This is a genomic window from Streptomyces sp. NPDC107550 (assembly GCF_055639095.1).
This window is the reverse complement of the sequence record NZ_JBVKBC010000001.1, coordinates 484,600-503,615: the sequence shown is the minus strand read 5'-3', so window position 1 is coordinate 503,615 and position 19,016 is coordinate 484,600. Positions and strand designations below refer to the sequence as shown.

16 protein-coding genes are annotated in these 19,016 nt (G+C 71.8%); 10 read left to right on the top strand and 6 right to left on the bottom strand.

Annotated features, from left to right (window positions below; genetic code table 11):
- Positions 1-23 precede the first annotated feature (23 nt).
- On the bottom strand, positions 24-803 hold the full coding sequence (locus tag ACZ7LY_RS02110) for an amino acid ABC transporter ATP-binding protein (protein WP_471622537.1): 780 nt from the start codon (positions 801-803) through the stop codon (positions 24-26).
- Between the two features lie 273 nt (positions 804-1,076).
- On the opposite strand from ACZ7LY_RS02110, the gene ACZ7LY_RS02105 reads away from it, so the two are divergent.
- Together ACZ7LY_RS02105 and ACZ7LY_RS02100 are read left to right on the top strand one after the other, a co-directional pair.
- The gene (locus ACZ7LY_RS02105) at positions 1,077-1,766 is read left to right on the top strand and encodes a response regulator transcription factor (RefSeq protein ID WP_471622536.1); all 690 of its coding nucleotides are present in this window, start codon (positions 1,077-1,079) and stop codon (positions 1,764-1,766) included.
- A gap of 21 nt (positions 1,767-1,787) precedes the next feature.
- Positions 1,788-3,218: a sensor histidine kinase gene (locus tag ACZ7LY_RS02100; protein ID WP_471622535.1), complete on the top strand. Its 1,431-nt coding sequence runs from the start codon at positions 1,788-1,790 to the stop codon at positions 3,216-3,218.
- Positions 3,219-3,282: 64 nt separating this feature from the next.
- Here ACZ7LY_RS02100 and ACZ7LY_RS02095 read toward each other — a convergent pair whose 3' ends face one another.
- A complete protein-coding gene (locus ACZ7LY_RS02095) occupies positions 3,283-4,281 on the bottom strand; it encodes a TAXI family TRAP transporter solute-binding subunit (protein WP_471622534.1) in 999 nt (332 codons plus the stop codon).
- 172 nt (positions 4,282-4,453) lie between these two features.
- On the opposite strand from ACZ7LY_RS02095, the gene miaB reads away from it, so the two are divergent.
- Complete coding sequence (gene miaB, locus ACZ7LY_RS02090) at positions 4,454-5,980, top strand: tRNA (N6-isopentenyl adenosine(37)-C2)-methylthiotransferase MiaB (protein WP_471622533.1); 1,527 nt, start codon at positions 4,454-4,456, stop codon at positions 5,978-5,980.
- A gap of 119 nt (positions 5,981-6,099) precedes the next feature.
- Positions 6,100-6,807 (top strand): class III extradiol dioxygenase subunit B-like domain-containing protein, encoded by a 708-nt coding sequence (locus ACZ7LY_RS02085; protein WP_471622532.1) that lies wholly within the window; start codon positions 6,100-6,102, stop codon positions 6,805-6,807.
- 170 nt (positions 6,808-6,977) lie between these two features.
- Here the strand turns inward: ACZ7LY_RS02085 and ACZ7LY_RS02080 are convergent, their stop codons facing one another.
- Both ACZ7LY_RS02080 and ACZ7LY_RS02075 read right to left on the bottom strand, forming a co-directional pair.
- Positions 6,978-7,271, bottom strand: coding sequence for an antitoxin (locus ACZ7LY_RS02080; protein WP_471622531.1), 294 nt, complete (start codon positions 7,269-7,271; stop codon positions 6,978-6,980).
- A gap of 73 nt (positions 7,272-7,344) precedes the next feature.
- Entirely contained in the window at positions 7,345-7,671 is a 327-nt protein-coding gene (locus ACZ7LY_RS02075) for a hypothetical protein (RefSeq protein WP_471622530.1), read from the bottom strand.
- 183 nt (positions 7,672-7,854) lie between these two features.
- On the opposite strand from ACZ7LY_RS02075, the gene miaA reads away from it, so the two are divergent.
- From miaA to hflX, 6 genes are all read left to right on the top strand, one after another.
- Positions 7,855-8,793: a tRNA (adenosine(37)-N6)-dimethylallyltransferase MiaA gene (gene miaA, locus ACZ7LY_RS02070; protein ID WP_471622529.1), complete on the top strand. Its 939-nt coding sequence runs from the start codon at positions 7,855-7,857 to the stop codon at positions 8,791-8,793.
- A gap of 107 nt (positions 8,794-8,900) precedes the next feature.
- On the top strand, positions 8,901-9,368 hold the full coding sequence (locus tag ACZ7LY_RS02065; RefSeq protein ID WP_471622528.1) for a hypothetical protein: 468 nt from the start codon (positions 8,901-8,903) through the stop codon (positions 9,366-9,368).
- 202 nt (positions 9,369-9,570) lie between these two features.
- Positions 9,571-10,440, top strand: a complete 870-nt coding sequence (gene dapF, locus ACZ7LY_RS02060; RefSeq protein ID WP_471622527.1) for a diaminopimelate epimerase — start codon at positions 9,571-9,573, stop codon at positions 10,438-10,440.
- Positions 10,441-10,579: 139 nt separating this feature from the next.
- Positions 10,580-12,703 (top strand): RelA/SpoT family protein, encoded by a 2,124-nt coding sequence (locus tag ACZ7LY_RS02055; RefSeq protein ID WP_471622526.1) that lies wholly within the window; start codon positions 10,580-10,582, stop codon positions 12,701-12,703.
- A 69-nt stretch (positions 12,704-12,772) separates the two neighbouring features.
- Entirely contained in the window at positions 12,773-14,221 is a 1,449-nt protein-coding gene (locus ACZ7LY_RS02050) for a M1 family metallopeptidase (RefSeq protein WP_471622525.1), read from the top strand.
- Between the two features lie 236 nt (positions 14,222-14,457).
- Positions 14,458-15,951 carry a GTPase HflX gene (gene hflX / locus ACZ7LY_RS02045; RefSeq protein WP_471622524.1) on the top strand — a complete coding sequence of 498 codons (1,494 nt, stop codon included), beginning with the start codon at positions 14,458-14,460 and terminating at the stop codon, positions 15,949-15,951.
- A 118-nt stretch (positions 15,952-16,069) separates the two neighbouring features.
- On the opposite strand, the gene ACZ7LY_RS02040 is transcribed toward hflX, so the two are convergent.
- On the bottom strand, positions 16,070-17,266 hold the full coding sequence (locus ACZ7LY_RS02040; protein ID WP_471622523.1) for a trypsin-like serine peptidase: 1,197 nt from the start codon (positions 17,264-17,266) through the stop codon (positions 16,070-16,072).
- Positions 17,267-17,595: 329 nt separating this feature from the next.
- Positions 17,596-18,819, bottom strand: coding sequence for a trypsin-like serine peptidase (locus tag ACZ7LY_RS02035; RefSeq protein WP_471622522.1), 1,224 nt, complete (start codon positions 18,817-18,819; stop codon positions 17,596-17,598).
- Positions 18,820-19,016 lie beyond the last annotated feature (197 nt).

Sequence of the window (19,016 nt, the reverse complement as noted above, 5' to 3'; positions counted from 1 at the left end):
CGAGGGCGCACGCGGGCCGCGCGTCAGTGGTGCAGGATCTTCGACAGGAAGTCCTTGGCCCGATCGCTGCGCGGGTTGCTGAAGAACTGGTCGGGAGTGGCCTCCTCGACGATCCGGCCGTCCGCCATGAAGACGACCCGGTTGGCCGCCGAGCGGGCGAAGCCCATCTCGTGCGTGACCACGACCATCGTCATGCCGTCGCGGGCGAGCTGCTGCATCACCTCGAGGACCTCATTGATCATCTCGGGGTCGAGCGCCGAGGTGGGCTCGTCGAAGAGCATCACCTTCGGATTCATCGCCAACGCGCGCGCGATGGCCACACGTTGCTGCTGGCCGCCCGAGAGCTGCGCGGGGTACTTGTCGGCCTGCGTACCGACACCGACCCGGTCCAGGAGGGCGCGCGCCTTCTCCTCGGCCTGCTTCTTGTCGGTCTTGCGGACCTTGATCTGACCCAGCATCACGTTCTCGAGCACCGTCTTGTGCGCGAAGAGGTTGAAGGACTGGAAGACCATGCCCACGTCCGCGCGCAGCCGCGCCAGCTCCTTGCCCTCCTGGGGCAGTGGCTTGCCGTCGATGGTGATCGAACCGGCGTCCACCGTCTCCAGGCGGTTGATCGTGCGGCACAGCGTCGACTTGCCTGAGCCCGACGGGCCGATGACGACGACGACCTCGCCTCGCGCGATGGTCAGGTCGATGTCCTGGAGCACGTGCAGCGCGCCGAAGTGCTTGTTGACTCCGCTCAGCGCGACCAGCGCGTCGCCCGCAGGGGGAGTGGCGTCCTTGGTCACCGAAACTTCGGTCATCGGGGTCTTGCTCCATCCTCCTCGGTTGGGAGGACAGTAGTGACGCCGTACGACCAGCGTCATTACATCTGAGCGGAAATTGAGCATAACGATACGGCCGCAACCGGACACTATGCGTGAACAGGGCACCGGACCGCGTACCGGCTGCATAACGGAACACGAAGGGAACCAGAACCCTCTTGACGACCTCCTTGTGCATCGGCATGGATGCCCTGTGAACCGGAAGCGGCCGACGGGCCGCGCGCACATGATCAGGAAGTGAGGGGGCCGGACATGAGACTGCTGCTCGTCGAGGACGACGACCATGTGGCCGCGGCCCTGTCGGCGGTCCTGACCCGGCACGGTTTCACCGTGCATCACGCGCGTAGCGGCGAGGAAGCCCTCCAGGCGCTCGTCCCCGAGGCCGCCGCGTTCGGCGTCGTCCTGCTCGACCTCGGCCTGCCCGACCAGGACGGCTACGAGGTCTGCGGCAAGATACGCAAGCGCACCTCCACCCCCGTCATCATGGTCACCGCGCGCGCGGACGTACGCAGCCGCATCCACGGCCTCAACCTCGGCGCCGACGACTACGTCGTGAAGCCCTACGACACGGGCGAGTTGCTGGCCCGCATCCACGCCGTCAGCCGGCGCAACGCCGGCGGCGAGAGCGCGCCCGCCGACGCCGAACCCGGCCTCCGCCTCGGTGGGGTCGTCATCGACCTGCCGACCCGTCAGGTCACCGTCGAGGGCAGCGCCGTACAGCTCACCCGCAAGGAGTTCGACCTGCTCGCGCTGCTCGCACAGCGGCCCGGCGTCGTCTTCCGCAGGGAGCAGATCATCAGCGAGGTGTGGCGTACGAGCTGGGAGGGCACCGGGCGCACCCTTGAGGTCCATGTGGCCTCCCTGCGCTCGAAGTTGCGCATGCCCGCCCTCATCGAGACGGTCCGCGGCGTCGGGTACCGGCTCGTCGCCCCGGCCGCGTGACGGCAGGGGAACCGGACCGAGGTGCGCGCTCGCCTGCTTCCGCTGCTCATCGTCCTGCTGGCCGGAGTGCTGCTCGCGCTGGGCTTCCCGCTCGCGGTGAGCGTCGCCTCCGCCCAGCAGCAGAAGGTCGTCGTCGACCGCATCGACGACACGGCCCGTTTCGCCTCGCTCGCCCAGTTCGTCACCAACCGCACCGCCGGCGGAGCGACCTACCTCATCGACGAGCGCCGCCAGACCCTCCAGAACGAGATCGACCGCTACCACGACACGTACGGCATCAGGGCGGGCGTCTTCTACCGCGACTGGGAGCCGATGGGACGCGCCCCCAGCGACTTCGCCGTACCCCGCTCCGGCCCGGTACGCGGCGCCTTCGACGAGGCCCTGTACTCGCGCGGCAGCCACGACCCGGCGCAGGTGTGGCCCTGGCAGCGCGGCCGGCTCGTCGTCGCGTCGCCGGTCATCAGGGACGGGGACGTCGTCGCCGTCGTCGTCACCGACTCGCCCACCGGTGCCATGCGCGCCAAGACCCTGCGCGGCTGGCTCCTCATCGCCGCCGGGGAGGTCGCCGCCATGCTGCTCGCCGTGGGCGCCGCCCTGCGCCTGACGGGCTGGGTGCTGCGCCCCGTACGGATCCTCGACGCCACCACCCACGACATCGCCACCGGCCGCCTCAAGTCGCGCGTCGCGGCCGCCGGCGGCCCGCCGGAACTCCAGCGCCTGGCCCGTTCGTTCAACGAGATGGCCGACCACGTCGAGGACGTGCTGGAGCAGCAGCGCGCCTTCGTCGCCGACGCCTCGCACCAACTGCGCAACCCGCTGTCCGCCCTGCTGCTGCGCATCGAAGTCCTGTCGTACGAACTGCCGGAGGGAAATGAGGAGATCGCGTCCGTCCAGGCCGAGGGCAAGCGCCTGGCCAGGGTCCTCGACGACCTGCTCGACCTCGCCCTGGCCGAGCACTCCGCCGCCGACCTGCGCCTGACCGACATCGGCCAGCTCGCCGCCGAGCGCGTCGCCGCTTGGCGCACGACCGCCGAGGACAAGGGCGTCCGCCTCGGCGGCGACTGCCCCGCGCTCACCGGCTGGGCCGACCCGGTCACCCTGTCCAGCGCCCTGGACGCGGTCGTCGACAACGCCCTGAAGTTCACGCCGGCGGGGCAGGAGGTCACCGTCACCGTCACCGCGAACGGCGCGCACACCACCGTCGAGGTCGCCGACGGCGGCCCCGGGCTGCGCGAGGACGAACTGGCCCGGATCGGCGACCGCTTCTGGCGCAGCGGCCGGCACCAGAACATCAAGGGCTCAGGGCTCGGCCTGTCCATCTCCCGCGCCCTGCTCACCGCCGGCGGCGGCTCCCTCGCCTTCGCCCCGAACGAGCCGCACGGCCTGAAGGTGACGGTCCGCGTGCCCCGCGACGCGCCCGCCGACCGGGATCAGGGGCCGGCGGAGCGGTAGATCCAGAGCGCGGGGGAGCGCTGGGCAGGGGGATGGCGGTGTCAGCGCGGCGCGACGGGGCGGCTCAGGGCTTGACCGAGCGGTAGTAGCGCCGCGCGCCCTCGTGCAGCGTCAGCGGGTCGGTGTAGATCGCCGTGCGCAGATCGACGAGCTGCGCCGCGTGCACCTGCGCGCCGATGTGGTCCCGGCTGTCGATGACGGTCCGCGTCATCGCCTCCGTCAGCTCCGGGCTCGTCCGGTCCGTGGTCACCAGCAGGTTCGCCACGGCCAGCGTGCTCACCGGCGTGCCCTGCTGCGCCGCCGGATACGCGTCCGCGGGCATCACGGCGGCCCGGTAGTAGCGCGCCGCGTCGTCCCCCTCGTGGTGCAGCCGGTCGACCAGGCTGCCCAGTTCCACCAGGCGGATCGGGAACTGCTCGGAGAGGGTCCGTACGTGGTTGGTGGGCAGGCCGCCCGACCAGAAGAACGCGTCGATCGAGCCCGAGCGCAGCGCGCGCGGCATGGCGTCGATGCCGATGCCGACCGGCTTCACGTCCTGGTTGATGTCGAGGCCGGCCGCACGCAGCACCTTGTTGGCGATGAGGCGTACGCCGGAGCGCTCGCCGCCCACCGCGACGCGCTTGCCGCGCAGGTCCGCGACCGACCGCACCGACGAGGAACGCGGCACCACGAGCTGCATGTAGTCGTCGTACAGGCGGGCGCAGCCGCGCAGCCGTGCCGCCCCTGGGCGGTCCTCGAACTGGTACTTGGCGACCGCGTCCGCCGCCGCGATGGTGAAGTCGGCCCTGCCGGTGGCGACCCGCTGCACGTTGTCCCAGGAGCCCTGGCTCTTGTCGAGCGTCACGTCGAGCCGGGGCAGGTCGCGCGAGATCGCCGTCTTCAGCAGATTCCCGTACCGCTCGTAGACGCCCGAGCGGGCGCCCGTGCTCAGCGTCACGTGCCCGCTGGGCTGCGCCGGACCGAGCGGCAGCACCCACCACAGCAGCAGCCCGCACACCACGAACCCGGCCAGCGCCCCCAGGAGGGCGTGGCGGCGCGTGGGACGGCGCGGGAGGCGGGGCATGGCCGAGATCCTGCCAGGTGGGACGGGTGGTGGCCAGGGGTGCGGGAGCGGCCCGGCGGCGGGCGTCTGCCGGGGCGGGGCCGAGGGGCGGGCGCAGGGCGCGGCGGGGGCCCGGGGGCGGGGCGCGGGACGGGGGCACGGGCCGCCTCGCGGACCCCATACCCTTGTTCCCATGAGCAGCAGTGACCCGCGTCCGTCCGCCGTGGACGATCGTTCACCGAAGACCTACGAAGTGCGCACCTACGGGTGCCAGATGAACGTCCACGACTCCGAGCGCCTGTCGGGACTCCTGGAGGACGCGGGGTACGTCCGCGCCCCCGAGGGCTCCGACGGCGACGCCGACGTCGTGGTGTTCAACACGTGCGCGGTGCGCGAGAACGCGGACAACAGGCTCTACGGCAACCTCGGCCGGCTCGCCCCCCGCAAGGCGTCCCGCCCGGGCATGCAGATCGCCGTCGGCGGCTGCCTCGCCCAGAAGGACCGTGACACCATCGTGAAGAAGGCGCCCTGGGTCGACGTCGTCTTCGGCACGCACAACATCGGCAAGCTGCCCGTCCTCCTGGAGCGCGCCCGCGTCCAGGAAGAGGCGCAGGTCGAGATCGCGGAGTCGCTGGAGGCGTTCCCCTCCACGCTGCCCACCCGGCGCGAGAGCGCCTACGCGGCCTGGGTCTCCATCTCGGTCGGCTGCAACAACACCTGCACCTTCTGCATCGTGCCGGCGCTGCGCGGCAAGGAGAAGGACCGCAGGACCGGCGACATCCTCGCCGAGATCGAGGCGCTCGTCGGCGAGGGCGTCAGCGAGATCACCCTGCTCGGCCAGAACGTCAACGCCTACGGCTCCGACATCGGCGACCGCGAGGCGTTCAGCAAGCTGCTGCGCGCGTGTGGTGGCATCGAGGGCCTGGAGCGCGTCCGCTTCACCTCCCCGCACCCGCGCGACTTCACCGACGACGTGATCGCCGCGATGGCCGAGACGCCGAACGTGATGCCGCAGCTCCACATGCCGCTCCAGTCCGGTTCGGACACCGTCCTGAAGGCGATGCGCCGCTCCTACCGCCAGGAGCGCTTCCTGAACATCATCAGGAAGGTCCGCGAGGCCATGCCGCACGCGGCCATCACCACGGACATCATCGTGGGCTTCCCCGGCGAGACCGAGGAGGACTTCGAGCAGACCATGCACGTCGTGCGCGAGGCCCGCTTCGCGCAGGCGTTCACCTTCCAGTACTCCAAGCGCCCCGGCACGCCCGCGGCCACCATGGAGGACCAGATCCCCAAGGAGGTCGTGCAGGCCCGTTACGAGCGCCTGGTCGCCCTCCAGGAGGAGATCTCCTGGGAGGAGAACAAGAAGCAGGTCGGCCGCACCCTGGAGCTGATGGTCGCCGAGGGCGAGGGCCGCAAGGACGGCGCCACGCACCGCCTGTCCGGCCGCGCCCCAGACAACCGCCTGGTCCACTTCACCAAGCCCGACCAGGACGTCCGCCCCGGCGACGTGGTCACCGTCGAGATCACCTACGCCGCCCCGCACCACCTGCTCGCCGAGGGCGCCGTCCTCGACGTGCGGCGCACGCGCGCGGGTGACGCGTGGGAGAAGCGCACCCAGGAGACGCAGGACAAGAAGCAGGGCGTTCTGCTGGGCCTGCCGAAGATCGGCGTCCCCGAGCCGCTGCCGGCCGTCACCGGGGGCTGCGCGATCGACTGACGCGGGCGGCCGGGGCGACAACGTACGCCTGCGGCCCCTCCGCGGAACGGAGCCTGCATAGAGGCCGTACCTCGGTCGTCCCGGCCACCGCGCCGCGCCCGGCGAGTAGGCTGCGGATCATGCTTGTCGCCGCCGCCGTCTGCCCCTGCCCGCCCCTGCTCGTCCCCGAGGTGGCCGCCGGAGCCGCCCCGGAACTGGACGACCTGCGCGCCGCGTGCGACGAGGCCCTGGAGGCCCTCGTCGCGGCCCGTCCCGACCTGATCGTCGTCGTCGGTGAGGGGCCGCGCTCCGGGTACCACGAGGCCGGCTCACGCGGCTCGTTCCGCCCCTTCGGCGTCGATCTCGACGTGACGCTCGGCAAGGGCGATGACGCGGGGGAGGAACCGCTGCCGTCGTCCCTCACCGTCGGGGCGTGGCTCCTCACGCGCGCGGGGTGGGACGGCCCCGTGAGGGGCTACGCGGTGGAGGGCGACCGGCCCTGGCCTGCCAACGGCGAGGACGGCGTGAACCTGGCGAACCGCCTCGCCGACCGTGTCGGCCTGCTCGTGATGGGCGACGGCACCGCCTGCCGCACGGTGAAGGCACCCGGTTACCTGGACGAGCGCGCGGAGGGCGTGGACGCCGCCATCGGCGCCGCCCTGCGCGCCGGAGACCGCGACGGCTATCTGGCGCAGCTCGACGCCGGCCTCGCGCGCGAGCTGAAGATCTCCGGCCGCTCGCCCTGGCAGGTCCTCTCGGCGGCCTGGGAGCGGGACGAGTGCGACGCGCGCGTGCTGTACGAGGACGCGCCTTACGGGGTGGGCTACTTCGTCGCCACCTGGGCCTGAGCGGGCCGTTCCGCGCCACCCGGCAACAGCGGTGGCGAGACCCGCACGACAGCACCGGCGCCGGCAACCACGTAGGACCACGGCAACGACGTAGGGCGACGGCACCTACGTACGACGACGGCCGCGAAGCCAAGAGGCTTCGCGGCCGTCCGCCGTCTGTGCCGAGGGGCTCAGGACCCCGGGGGAGGCGTGGGCGGCGTGCCGCCCTCCGTGCCCTCGGCGCCACCGGAGCCGGGGGCACCGTCGGGGCCCCGGGACCCCTGCGCGTAACGCCCGAGGGCGTCCTTCGCCTTGCCCGTGCCCTGCTGGATCTTGTCGCTGTACTTGCCCTGGGTCCGGTCGTCGACCTCCTTGGCGGCCCGGTCCAGGCCCTGGTCGATCTTGTCGCCGTGCTGCCGGGCGAGGTCGGAGACCTTGTCCTTGTTAGGGCCCAGCTTGGCCTTCAGGTTGTCCAGGAAGCCCATCGATTCACCATCCCTTGACGGAAACACTTCGCTCACCCGCGGTGTCCCGCCCGTGTTCCCCGGCGGGCCGTCGCTAGGCGCGGGCGCTCTCACCGGCCCCGCTGTCGGCCGCCTGCTCCGCGGACTGCTGCTTGGGGATCTCCACGCCCTCCGTGGCGACCGCCTCGGCGGCCTCGGTCTTCCCGGCCGTCTCGGTGGCGGCCGCGGCCTCGGCGCCCTTGCCGTTGGCCTCCGAAGCGGCCTGCGCGGCCTCATCCGACGCCTCGGGCGCCGACTGCGCCGCGGTCCCCTCAGGGGCGTCCGTCTCCGGCTCGGCCGTCAGCGTGGCGACCGGCGCGTCGGCGCCCGCAGCCTCCTCGGTGTTCTTGGCCTTGCGGCGAAACCTGGAAAAAACGCCCATTTCAACTCCATATAGTACTCGTGTGGGCGAAATCCCGCCCTTCCCGGAGCGTCCGATTGCGGCGCCCCGGGTCTCCGGTCCTCGCAACCGGCGGCCGGAACCTCGCAACAGGCAACGACCCCGCGAGGGCCGCGTCACGTAGCTCGTTCGTGAAGCGTGGCCGGGGTTTGCGAGACTGGGGCGGTGAGTAGCGCAGCTCCCGCCCCGCGGGTCATCGCCGTCGTCGGTCCCACCGCGGCGGGAAAGTCCGATCTCGGAGTCTTCCTGGCCAAGGAACTCGGCGGCGAAGTCGTCAACGCCGACTCCATGCAGTTGTACCGGGGGATGGACATCGGCACCGCCAAGCTGACGCCGCGGGAGCGCGCCGGCGTGCCGCATCACTTGCTCGACATCTGGGACGTCACGGTGACCGCGAGCGTCGCCGAGTACCAGAAGCTGGCCCGCGCCGAGATCGACCGCCTGCTCGCCGCCGGACGCTGGCCGATCCTCGTCGGCGGCTCGGGGCTCTACGTGCGCGGCGCGGTCGACAAGATGGAGTTCCCCGGCACCGACCCCGAGGTCCGTGCCCGGCTCGAGGACGAGCTGGAGCGGCACGGTTCCGGCGCCCTGCACGCCCGGCTCGCCGCCGCGGACCCCGAGGCCGCCGCCGCGATCCTGGCGAGCAACGGCCGCCGGATCGTACGCGCCCTCGAGGTCATCGAGATCACCGGCAAGCCGTTCACCGCCAACCTCCCCGGCCACGACTCCGTGTACGACACGCTCCAGATCGGCGTGGACGTCGAGCGCCCCGAGCTGGACGCGCGCATCACCGCGCGCGTGGACCGCATGTGGGAGGCCGGCCTCGTCGACGAGGTACGCGCCCTGGAGGGCGAGGGGCTGCGCGAGGGGCGTACGGCGTCGCGGGCGCTCGGCTACCAGCAGGTGCTCGCCGCGCTCGCCGGGGAGTGCACCGAGGACGAGGCGAGGGCCGAGACCGTCCGCGCCACCAAGCGCTTCGCGCGCCGCCAGGACTCCTGGTTCCGCCGTGATCCGCGTGTGCACTGGCTCAGCGGGGCACTCGCCGAACGCGGGGAACTTCCGGCCCGGGCAATGACGTTGGTCGAACGACCGGTTACAGCCTGATCACGTGATGGCATCGGGACGCCCGGGCGGTCATCCGGGCCTCCCGGGGCGTGCCATCATCGACCTTCGATCGACCAGTGGAGTCCGGAGTGGGAGGGCGCGTGGCGATGGAGGCCGGCCCTCGAGACACCGCACCAGGCGGCGAGCAACTGAGCTCCGACGGTCCTGAGGCGACCCCGGACGGCGTGATCGCCGACGGGCCCACCCCGGACGAGCTCGCCGCGCAGGACGAGGCGGCCGAGGTCGAGGTCGAGCTGCGGCCGCAGCGCAGGCTGCGCATCTGGCAGCTCGCCCCCATCGTCATGCTGGCCACGGTCGGCTCCCTGATGTTCGCCTTCCCGCTGTTCTTCGAGTTCGGGGACGGCGGCGCGGTCGTCGCCATGCTGGGCCTGCTGATCAGCTCCTGCGCCGCCGGCTGGGGCATGATGGCCGCCCGCCGCGTCGGCTACTCGCTGCCCGGCCTGCCCCCGAGGGGCTCCGGCCGCCGCCCGGACTGGCGGGTCGTCGGCGCGTACGTGGTCGTCGTGGCCGCCGCCGCCGTCCTCGCCGTGTGGCGCGTCGCCCGCCTGCGCTGACCCGCTCCTCACGGGCCCACCGGGGCACCCGCCGCCCGGGCAGCGCCGCGCGACCCGGCCCCGTACCGAGATCATTCCGCCGAATCGCTTCCACGTGCCGAACCCCTTCCGCGTACCGCGACACCCGTACGCGGCACCGGTGTCGGGCACGTCACCGGGCTCCGGCGACGGAGTTGTCGTAGCCATCTCGTACGATCGAGAAATGACCACCTTCCTCAAGGGTCACGGGACCGAGAACGACTTCGTGATCATCCCCGACCCGGAGAACGCGATCCCGCTCGCGCCGGAGACCGTCGCCGCCCTGTGCGACCGGCGGGCCGGCATCGGCGGGGACGGCGTGCTGCACGTCGTGCGCTCCGCCGCCCACCCGGAGGCCCGGGACCAGGCGGCCGAGGCGGAGTGGTTCATGGACTACCGCAACGCGGACGGCTCCATCGCCGAGATGTGCGGCAATGGCGTGCGGGTCTTCGCCCGTTACCTCCAGCACGCCGGACACATCGGCGAGGGGGACGTCGCCGTCGCCACGCGCGGCGGCGTCAAGACCGTCCACATCGACAAGGAAGGGCTCATCACGGTCGGTATGGGCAAGGCCCGGCTGCCCGAGGGAGAGGTCACGGTCAGCGTCGAGGAGCGCACCTGGCCCGCGACGAACGTGAACATGGGCAACCCGCACGCGGTCGCCTTCGTCGACGACCTCGCGCACGCGGGCAAGCTGCTCGACCCGCCGCCCTTCGCACCGGCGAACGCGTACCCCGACGGGGTCAACGTGGAGTTCGTCGTCGACCGGGGACCGCGCCACGTCGCCATGCGCGTGCACGAGCGCGGCTCCGGCGAGACTCGTTCCTGCGGCACCGGCGCCTGCGCCGTCGCCGTCGCCACGGCACGCCGGGACGGGCTCGACCCGGCAGTGACCGGGGCCCCTGTCACATACGAGATCGACCTGCCCGGCGGACGGCTCACCATCACGGAGCGGCCCGACGGGGAGATCGAGATGACCGGACCGGCGGAGATCGTCGCCCAGGGTGAACTCGACGCGGACTGGTTCGCGTCGATCGAAACCGTAAACCCGTGAACGTTCGCTCGAATGGGTGATCCGTTTCACGCTGGGCGAGAGCGGGACAGCGGCACGTGATGGGCTCGGTAGCATCAAGCACCGGTCCGGACGGGTGCGCCCGCCAGCCCGCCACCGGTCGACCAAGCCGGAGGTGCTCATGAGTGCGGAGGCGACCGACCCCGCGACGCCGGGGCCGCTCACGCCCGCGTCCACCCGCCGACGTGGCCGCCCCCGGCTCGATCTGCGCCGCCTGGGCCGTGCCGCGCTGCTCGGCCCGGCCACCCGCGACCGGCTGCCCGACGCCATCAGCCACGTCGTCGAGGCCCACCGCGCCCACCACCCGGACGCGGACCTGGACCCGCTGCGCCGCGCCTATGTGCTCGCCGAGTCCTCGCACCGCGGCCAGATGCGCAAGAGCGGCGAGCCCTACATCACGCACCCGCTCGCCGTGACGCTGATCCTGGCCGAGCTGGGCGCCGAGACGACGACACTGACCGCCTCCCTGCTGCACGACACGGTCGAGGACACCGACGTCACCCTCGACCAGGTGCGCACCGAGTTCGGCGAGGAGGTCGCCTACCTCGTCGACGGCGTCACCAAGCTGGAGAAGGTCGACTACGGCGCCGCCGCCGAGCCCGAGACGTTCCGCAAGATGCTCGTCGCCACCGGAAACGACGTACGCGTCATGTCCATCAAGCTCGCCGACCGCCTGCACAACATGCGCACCCTCGGCGTCATGCGCCAGGAGAAGCAGGAACGGATCGCCAAGGTCACCCGCGACGTCCTCATCCCGCTCGCCGAGCGCCTGGGCGTGCAGGCCCTCAAGACCGAGCTGGAAGACCTCGTCTTCGCCATCCTGCATCCTGAGGAGTACGCCCGTACCCGCGCCCTCATGGCGGCCAACGCGGCACGCGGCGACGACTCGCTGACCGCCATGGCCGACGAGGTACGCGGCGTGCTGCGCGAGGCCGGCATCAGCGCCGAGGTCCTCATCCGGCCCCGCCACTTCGTCTCCGTGCACCGGGTCTCCCGTAAACGCGGCGACCTGCGCGGCGCCGACTTCGGCCGCATCCTCGTCCTCGTCGCGGAGGACGCGGACTGTTACGCCGTCCTCGGCGAGCTGCACACCTGTTTCACGCCGGTGGTCTCCGAGTTCAAGGACTTCATCGCCGTACCCAAGTTCAACCTCTACCAGTCGCTGCACACCGCCGTGGCCCGCCCCGACGGCGAGGTCGCCGAAGTCCTCATCCGCACCCACCAGATGCACAAGGTCGCCGAGGCGGGTGTCGTCGCCCTCGGCAACCCCTACGCTCCCTCCGGCGAGGAGCCCCAGGACACCGTCGGCGAGCGCGCCGACCCCACCCGCCCCGGCTGGCTCTCCCGCCTCCTCGACTGGCAGCGCTCGGCCCCCGACGCCGACACGTTCTGGTCGACCCTGCGCGAGGACCTGGCCCAGGACCGCGAGATCACCGTCTTCCGCACCGACGGCGGCACCCTCGGCCTGCCCGCGGGCGCGAGCTGCGTCGACGCCGCCTACGCGCAGTACGGCGAGGACGCCCACGCCGTCATCGGCGCCCGGGTCAACGGGCGGCTCGCCACGCTCAGCACCGTCCTCAGCGACGGCGACACCGTGCAGCTCCTCATGGCCCGCGCCGACGGCGCCACCCCCTCCGAACCGTCCCGCGACTGGCTCGACCACGCCCGCACCCCCGCCGCCCGGATCGCCATCCGCCGCTGGCTCGCCACGCACCCGGAGCGGCCCCGCACCGCCGAGCCCGCCCCGCGCGCTCCCTACAGCGGCCCCTCCGCGCGGCTCGCCGCGGCCAACGCCGTGGTCGACCGCCCCGGCGCCGTCGTCCGGCTCGCCGGCTGCTGCACCCCCGTACCGCCCGACGCGATCACCGCGTTCGCCGTGCGCGGCGGTGTCGTCACCGTGCACCGCGTCGAATGCTCCGGCGTCACCCGCATGAAGGACGACGGCCGTCCCGAGGTCGGCGTGCACTGGGCGGACGCGCGGAGCGCCGAGTTCCGCGTCACGCTCGTCGCCGAGTCGTTCAGCCGCCCCCACCTGCTCGCCGATCTCACCGAGGCCATAGCGCTGGAGGGCGTCGCCATCGTCTCCGCGACCGTCGAGCCCCCCGCCCAGGGCCGTGTCCGGCACACCTACACGCTCCAACTGCCCGACGCCGCCCACCTCCAGGGCCTCATGCGCGCCATGCGCAACGTGCCGGGGGTGTACGACGTAGGGCGTACGCAGCACGCGGCGGCCAAAGCACTCTAGGGGCTCTCGTTCGGGTGGGAGCGGCGCGTGTCGCGGCGGGGGAGGGGCCCGCGCTGGTAGCCGTAGATCATGCTGCTCCGCTCCAGAACGCCCCGCACCGCCGCCCTGCTCGCCACCGGCGCCTGCGTCGCCCTGCTCTCCGCCGCCGCGCCCGCCCCGGCCCCGCTCGGCATCGGCGACCGCCTCTTCCCGCACCTCGGCAACCCCGGGTACGACGTGCAGTCGTACGACATCGACTTCACCTACGGCGGCCACAACGACAAGCCGCTCGACGCCGTCACCCGCATCGACGCCCGCGCCCTGACCCCGCTCGACCGCCTCAACCTCGACTTCGCCCACGGAACCGTCCGTTCCGTCGAGGTCAACGGCGCGCCCGCCGACTTCGCCACCGCCGACGAGGACCTCGTCGTCACCCCGCGCGAGCCGATCGGGCAGGGCGAGCCGCTGCACATCACCGTGCGGCACACCAGCGACCCGCGGCCCGACAAGAACGCCGAGGGCGGCTGGGTCCGCACCAAGGACGGCCTCGCCATGGCCAACCAGGCGGACGCAGGACACCGCGTCTTCCCGTCCAACGACCACCCCGCCGACAAGGCGTACTTCACCTTCCGCGTCACCGCACCCGAAGGGCTGACCGTCGTCGCCAACGGCACGCCCGTCCCCACCACCCGCCAGGGCGGCGCCGTCCGCTGGGCCTACCGCACCGCCCACCCCATGGCCACCGAACTCGCCCAGGTCTCCATCGGCCGCTCCGCGATCGTCCACCACGAGGGCCCGCACGGCCTGCCCGTACGCGACGTCGTCCCCGCCAAGGACCGCGACAAGCTGCGCCCCTGGCTGAACCGCACGCCCGACCAGCTCGCCTGGATGGAGAGCAAGGTGGGCCGCTACCCGTTCGAGAACTACGGCGTCCTCATGGCCGACGCCAGCACCGGCTTCGAACTGGAGACACAGACACTGTCCCTGTTCGAACGCGGCCTGTTCACCGAGCCCGCCTACCCCAAGCGGTACGTCGAGTCGGTCATGGTCCACGAACTGGCCCACCAGTGGTTCGGCGACAGCGTCAGCCCGCGCACCTGGTCCGACCTGTGGCTCAACGAGGGCCACGCCACCTGGTACGAGTCGCTGTACGCGCAGGAGAAGGCCGGCCGCCCGATGGAGAAGCGGATGCGCGAGGCGTACAAGGCGTCCGACAGGTGGCGCACGTCCGACGGACCGCCCGCCGCGCCCAAGAAGCCCACCCCCGGCGAGAAGATCAGCATCTTCCGGCCCATGGTCTACGACGGCAGCGCCCTCGTCCTGTACGCGCTGCGCGAGGAGATCGGCACGCCCGCGTTCGAGCGCCTGGAGCGCGTGTGGGTGCACAAGTACCGCGACAGGAACGCGACCACCGCCGACTTCACGACCCTCGCCTCCCGGCTCTCCGGCCGCGACCTGAGCGGCTTCTTCGACGCCTGGCTGTACGGCAAGAAGACGCCGCCGATGCCGGGGCACCCGGACTGGAAGACCGAGAGCTGACCCGCCCCTGCTCCCGGCCCCTTCCGGGAGCGCGCGCGGCCGTCCGGCGAGGCCCAGTGGCCGCACGGGAAAACCCGCGTGACGAGACGCCCCGTACCGTGCGACCATCGACAGGTCGACGCCGAAGGGCGGCCCGGAGGACCCGCGCGGGAATCCTGGGGGCCCGTGAGGCGTTGACCACCATGACGGGCTCCACGCTCGTCCTGTTACCGGCACTCCACTGACGTAAGGATCCAATGACCTCCTCTTCTTCCTTTTCCCAGGACGCACAGAGCTTCGCGCAGAACTACCCCGAAGGTCTTCGGGCCGATGCCCTGATGGAAGAGGACGTCGCCTGGAGCCACGAGATCGACGGAGCGCGGGACGGCGAGCAGCACGACCGTTCCGACCGTGCCGCGCTGCGGCGTGTCGCGGGCCTCTCCACCGAGCTCGAGGACGTCACCGAGGTCGAGTACCGGCAGCTCCGCCTGGAGCGCGTGGTCCTCGTCGGCGTGTGGACGTCGGGAACGGTCGACGACGCGGAGAACTCCCTCGCGGAGCTGGCCGCCCTCGCCGAGACCGCGGGCGCGCTCGTGCTCGACGGCGTCATCCAGCGCCGGGACAAGCCCGACGCGGCGACGTACATCGGCTCGGGCAAGGCCCTCGAACTACGGGACATCGTCCTGGAGACCGGCGCCGACACCGTCGTGTGCGACGGTGAGCTGAGCCCCGGCCAGCTCATCCACCTCGAAGACGTCGTCAAGGTCAAGGTGGTCGACCGGACCGCGCTGATCCTCGACATCTTCGCCCAGCACGCCAAGTCCCGAGAGGGCAAGGCGCAGGTCGCGCTCGCACAGATGCAGTACATGCTGCCGCGGCTGCGCGGCTGGGGTCAGTCGCTGTCCCGGCAGATGGGTGGCGGCGGCGGTGGCGGCATGGCCACCCGCGGTCCCGGTGAGACCAAGATCGAGACGGACCGGCGCCGTATCCGCGAGAAGATGGCGAAGATGCGCCGGGAGATCGCGGAGATGAAGACCGGCCGCGACATCAAGCGCCAGGAACGCAAGCGCAACAAGGTGCCCTCGGTCGCCATCGCCGGCTACACCAACGCCGGCAAGTCGTCCCTGCTCAACCGCCTCACGGGCGCCGGCGTCCTGGTGGAGAACGCGCTGTTCGCCACCCTCGACCCCACCGTCCGCCGGGCCGAGACGCCCTCGGGCCGCCTGTACACGCTGGCCGACACGGTCGGTTTCGTACGGCACCTGCCGCACCACCTCGTCGAGGCGTTCCGCTCCACGATGGAGGAGGTCGCCGACTCCGACCTCATCCTGCACGTGGTCGACGGTTCGCACCCGGCGCCGGAGGAGCAGCTCGCTTCCGTGCGCGAGGTCATCCGTGACGTCGGGGCCACCCAGGTCCCGGAGATCGTGGTGATCAACAAGGCGGACGCGGCCAATCCCGAGGTGCTGCGGCGCCTGATGCGCCAGGAGAAGCACGCCATCGCCGTCTCCGCCCGTACGGGCGCGGGCATCGAGGAACTGCTCGCCCTCATCGACGTGGAACTGCCGCGTCCCGAGGTCGAGATCGAGGCGCTCGTGCCGTACACGCACGGCCAGTTGGTCGCGCGGGCGCACGCCGACGGCGACGTGATCTCCGAGGAGCACACCCCGGAGGGCACGCTCCTGAAGGCCCGCGTCCACGAGGAACTGGCGGCGGAACTGGCGCCGTACGTCCCCGCCGCGACAGCCTGACGTACGCCCCACCGAGCAGAAAGAGGGCCCGCCCCGGATGTGCCCGGGGCGGGCCCTCTTCCTGCCGTACGGGGTTGTCGCCGGCGCCTCCCGTGCGGGGCGGAGGGCGCCGGACGCGTCACTGGCTGCCGTACTTCTCGCTCATCGTGTCGAAGACCTGCTGCGCCTCGCGGCCCAACTGCGGCCCCGCGAGCCAGGTGTTGTCGGCCGGGCCGATCGACGTGTTCGACACCAGCACGGTCTTGCCGCCGTCGTTGCGGAACCAGCCGCCGCCGGACGAACCGCCCGTCATCGTGCAGCCGATCCGGTACATCGTCGGCTGGCCGGCGCTGATCGACAGCCGCCCGGGCCGGTCCACGCACTTGTGCATGAGCTGCCCGTCGAACGGCGGCGCCGCCGGGTAGCCCCACGCGCCCATCGAGCCCACCGACTGGACGGCGGGCGCGGAGAAGTCGACGGTCAGCGCGTTGCCGACGGTCTCCTCCAGGGACTTCGTGCCCCGCTCCGGCTTCACGTGCAGCACGGCGAAGTCGTACGGCGCGCCCGCACCACCGGACGCCGCGCCGTTGCTGATCCACTCGTTGGACGTCGACGCCCAGTCCGCCCAGTACGTGCCGTACGGGGCGACCTCCTGCTGCGCGGCGTTACGCAGCGCGTCGGGGGACTTGCCGAGGTCGTTGTAGGACGGCACGAACGCGATGTTGCGGTACCAGCCGCCCGAGCCGCCCGCGTGCACGCAGTGGCCCGCCGTCCACACGAGGTTCGAACGGCCCGGGTTGCGCGGGTCCTTGACGACCGTGCCCGAGCAGACCATCGAGCCCTCGGGGGAGTCGAAGAAGACCTTGCCGACCGGCGCCGCGTGCTGGTGGTACGGCGTCTTCTCGGGCTGCGCCTTCACGGGCGCCGGCTCCGGGTCGGTGACGCCCTGGTCCTGCGCGTAGTCCTTGGCGGCGATCGTCTTGTCGGGCTCCTTCGCGGACTTCATCCGCTCCGGCTTCCACAGCCCCGCGATGACCGGGTTGACGAAGTCCTTCGCCTCGCGCAGCCAGTCGTCCTTGTTCCAGTTCTTCCAGGCGCCGTTCTTCCACTTGTCAGGGTCGATGCCGTGCTTCTTGAGCTGCCCGGCGATGTCGCCGGGCAGCTTCGCGCCGGTGTCGGAGCCCTGCGAGGTGGTGGCGGCCGGCTTGTCGCCGGCCTCGTCCTTGCCGTCGTCGCACGCGGTGGCGGTGAGCGCCAGCGTCGCGGCGAGTGCGGTCGCGGCGAGGACGGAACTCCGTCCCCGGCCGCGTGCGAAGGACGGACGTGTGGAACGCATCGTACGAATACCCCCGATGGTATCTGTCATGAACGTGTCATTCCGGAAGCGGTCCGCCCGGCCGACGACAAGAGCCGACCTGCGGGGCGGGCCCACGGACCGGACATCCCTGGAAGGGCCGTCGATCCTGTGGACCCCGCGAGGCCGTCGAACCCGAGAGCCTGGCGAGGCCGTCGAGCCCGCGGGCCTGGCACGGCTGTCGGGCCCGCCCGACCTGCTGCGACGGGCGAACCTGTGCGCTCCCTGAGACACGGACCCCCACTATGCCTGTGAAAGCGGGGGTGAACTGCGGCGGGGTGGTGAAGAAACCTCCACCCCGCCGCCCCGCCTCACTGTCCGGCGTACTTCTTGCTCACCGCGTCGTAGATCCCCTTGGCCTCCTTACCGAGCCGCGGGCCGGCGAGCCAGCCCGTCGTCACCGGGCCGATGGAGGTGTTGGAGACCAGCGCCGGCTTGCCGTCCGCGCCCTGACCGACCCAGCCGCCGCCGGACGAACCGCCCGTCATCGTGCAGCCGATCCGGTACATCGTCGGGTCCGTCGCCTTCAGCGACAGCCGGCCCGGCTTGTCCGCGCACTGGAACAGCTTCTGCCCGTCGAACGGCGGCGCCGCCGGGTACCCCTTCGCCGTGAGCCGGGAGATCTTCGGCACCGCCGGCGCGTTGAAGTTCACCGGAAGCGCCGAGCCGACCGTCTCCTGCAACGACTTGCCCGTGCTGCCCTTCTCCGGCGTCACATGGATCACCGCGAAGTCGTACGGCGCGCCCGCACCGCCCGTCTTGCCGCCCTGCTCGATCCACTGGTCGGACGTCTGCGCCCAGTCGCCCCACCACACGCCGTACGGAGCGACCTCGGACTTGGGCGCGCCCTGGAGGTCCGCCGCCGACTTGCCCGCGTCGTTGTAGGACGGAACGAACGCGATGTTGCGGTACCAGCCGCCGCTCTTGCCCGCGTGCACACAGTGGCCGGCCGTCCAGATCATGTTGGACTTGCCGGGGTGCGCCGGGTCGGTCACGACCGTCGCCGAGCACACCATCGACCCCTCGGGCCCGTCGAAGAACAGCTTGCCCGCGTAGGGCGCGCTGCCGTGGTACGGGCTCGGCAGGGCCGCCGCCTTCACCGGCTGCGGCGTCGGGTCGGTCACGCCCTGGTCGCCACTGATGTCGTTGTCGTCGACCTCGTGGTCCGGGTTCTTGTCCGCGTCCCGCATCCGGTCCGAGTCCCACAGGCCGTCGATGATCGGGTTGACGAAGTCCTTCGCCTCACGCAGCCACTTGTCGCGGTCCCAGTTCTTCCACTCGCCGTTCTTCCACTTGTCCGGATCGATCCCGTGCTGCTTCAGCTTGTCCTTGATGTCGTCCGGGATGTGGAACTTGTCGCCGCCCGCCGCGGCCGACGCCGACGGCTTGTCGTTCGCGTCGTCCTCGCCCGGGCCGCACGCCGTGGCGGTCAGGGCCAGCGCCGCGCCGAGCGCAACGGCCGCCGCCACGGGGGTGGTTCTGCCGCGCACGCTCCGCGAGCGGCGAGCGGCGAACAACGGGCGTATGGGTCGCATGTCGTGAATCCCCCTGGGCTTCGAGATCGTTGCAAGGCCGTACGTGCCGTACGTGCCGTACGTGCCGTACGTGCCGTACGTGCCGTACGTGCCGGCCGTGAGGCGCCGTGAGCCCCTGGCCGAACGGCACCCCACACTATGCCGGTGCCGTCGGCACCGGCCGACGGAACAGCAACGGTTCCGTCACGGCGGGATCT

Excerpts from the sequence above, each read along its gene's own strand:
- ACZ7LY_RS02105 (WP_471622536.1), top strand. The coding sequence starts at position 1,077 with ATGAGACTGCTGCTCGTCGAGGACGACGACCATGTGGCCGCGGCCCTG.
- ACZ7LY_RS02110 (WP_471622537.1), bottom strand. The coding sequence starts at position 803 with ATGACCGAAGTTTCGGTGACCAAGGACGCCACTCCCCCTGCGGGCGAC.
- ACZ7LY_RS02035 (WP_471622522.1), bottom strand. The coding sequence starts at position 18,819 with ATGCGACCCATACGCCCGTTGTTCGCCGCTCGCCGCTCGCGGAGCGTG.
- ACZ7LY_RS02040 (WP_471622523.1), bottom strand. The coding sequence starts at position 17,266 with ATGCGTTCCACACGTCCGTCCTTCGCACGCGGCCGGGGACGGAGTTCC.
- ACZ7LY_RS02095 (WP_471622534.1), bottom strand. The coding sequence starts at position 4,281 with ATGCCCCGCCTCCCGCGCCGTCCCACGCGCCGCCACGCCCTCCTGGGG.
- miaB (WP_471622533.1), top strand. The coding sequence starts at position 4,454 with ATGAGCAGCAGTGACCCGCGTCCGTCCGCCGTGGACGATCGTTCACCG.
- ACZ7LY_RS02080 (WP_471622531.1), bottom strand. The coding sequence starts at position 7,271 with ATGGGCTTCCTGGACAACCTGAAGGCCAAGCTGGGCCCTAACAAGGAC.
- ACZ7LY_RS02085 (WP_471622532.1), top strand. The coding sequence starts at position 6,100 with ATGCTTGTCGCCGCCGCCGTCTGCCCCTGCCCGCCCCTGCTCGTCCCC.
- hflX (WP_471622524.1), top strand. The coding sequence starts at position 14,458 with ATGACCTCCTCTTCTTCCTTTTCCCAGGACGCACAGAGCTTCGCGCAG.
- ACZ7LY_RS02065 (WP_471622528.1), top strand. The coding sequence starts at position 8,901 with ATGGAGGCCGGCCCTCGAGACACCGCACCAGGCGGCGAGCAACTGAGC.
- ACZ7LY_RS02050 (WP_471622525.1), top strand. The coding sequence starts at position 12,773 with ATGCTGCTCCGCTCCAGAACGCCCCGCACCGCCGCCCTGCTCGCCACC.
- ACZ7LY_RS02075 (WP_471622530.1), bottom strand. The coding sequence starts at position 7,671 with ATGGGCGTTTTTTCCAGGTTTCGCCGCAAGGCCAAGAACACCGAGGAG.
- dapF (WP_471622527.1), top strand. The coding sequence starts at position 9,571 with ATGACCACCTTCCTCAAGGGTCACGGGACCGAGAACGACTTCGTGATC.
- ACZ7LY_RS02055 (WP_471622526.1), top strand. The coding sequence starts at position 10,580 with ATGAGTGCGGAGGCGACCGACCCCGCGACGCCGGGGCCGCTCACGCCC.